Below are 1508 nucleotides of genomic sequence, written 5' to 3' on the forward strand. Positions count from 1 at the left end.
ACGTTGTCACCACGGAAGACGAAAAGACGGCGGCGGCCTGGCGCTGGGCGTTTTCCTGCACCGCCGCCGTCTTTTCGTCTTCCGTGGTGACAACGTCGATCGGAACCAGCAGGCCTTGCCGGGCACGGTCCAGATAACGGTCGACGGAAATGTATTCGTTGACCCGCTCCAGCCCGACCGTCTCGACGGCCAGGCGGTAATAGTTCACCGACGCCTGCAGCTCGTCGGCCTTCAAGGCCGCCGCCATAGGCGAATTGATGTACATGGAAACCAGCAGCTGGTTGAACGACATCAGCTGCGGCAGGAGCTGCCATTCGTTGAGGATTTCCATCACGCGGGGCACGATGACGCCGGTGCCTTCGGTGTTCAGACGGCCATAGGCGCCGATATGGACCTTGGCATTCTGCGCCTGCATCAACGCCACTTCCGAGGCCGAGGGCGGCGTGCCGCCATCATCGAACAGCCGCGTGTCTAGCAGCGCTTCGCGGATCTGCCGCTGGCCGTCGCCGATGATCATTTTCGCCACGTCGATGCGGCCGCCGGCCGGATCGAGGCGCTGCACGTCAGGACCGAGCAGGCCGCCGGTCGACTGCATCGGCCAGAACTCGCCCGGCCCGAGCCGCACCGTGTCGGGGTTGAACGTGCCGCCCGCCCTAAATCCCCAGATGCCGAGCAGCTGGATGGCGGCCGCCTTCAGCGTCAGTTCCTGCGCCTTGTTGACCGTCTTGATGGTCGGCAGCGCGAACAGCACCGGGCCGCGCCCGTAGGGTTCACCAGGCCAGCGATAGAAGCGCATGACCGAAACGGGCTGGGTCCGGTAGGTCTCTTGCGCGATGAAGTCGCCATCGCGCTCGAGATAGACGCAAAAGCGCCAGCGGCCGTCCGGCAGGCGATAGAAATCCTGATAGACGGTGATTTCGTCATAGGGCTTTGTCTTCGCCGTCTGCTTGAATTCGTCGGTGAACTTGCCTTTTGGCCACGCCTCCAGAATGGCTTCGTAGCCGAGATTGCAGCGCTTCCATGAAGCGAAATTCACGCGCCCGAACGCGTCCTGGGCGATGGCGCATTCGTCCTGCGGGATGCAGCAGAACCGCACCGGCTCGTTGATCGACGGCCCCTTGAGCGGCAGCACCACGCCGGTGCCGACCGTGAGGTCGGTGCAGGCCTCGTGCATGGCGTCGTCATAATCGCCGGTTTTCATGAAGGGATAGACGAAGCTGGCGATGCCCTGCAGCTTCTTGTCCCAGGCGGTCTTTTCCGCCGCCTTCAGCTGCTGCGCCACCAGCGGGCCGGTTTCGGTGATGAACGGCGTCGACGCCGGGAACATCTGGCGTTGGATCTCGCCGGCGCAATGCATGGCCGAATTCGGTCCGGTCATGTCGAAAATCATCTGGGTCGGCTGCTTGACCTTGCCGGTTCCGCCCGGCCGCCGGTTCGGCAGCACGTAATCGTAGGCCTCGCTGTAGAGCGAATCCCAGCCGGCCCGGTTCAGCCACACCTGCTTGGAG

At 63.7% G+C, this 1508-nt stretch carries 1 protein-coding gene; it reads right to left on the reverse strand.

The features are described 5' to 3' along the window. Positions 1–1508: portal protein (locus EOD15_RS34110; protein ID WP_148129811.1), on the reverse strand; the 1508-nt coding region annotated here is incomplete at both ends.

Source organism: Mesorhizobium sp. M7A.T.Ca.US.000.02.2.1, from assembly GCF_003996995.1.
GTDB lineage: Bacteria > Pseudomonadota > Alphaproteobacteria > Rhizobiales > Rhizobiaceae > Mesorhizobium.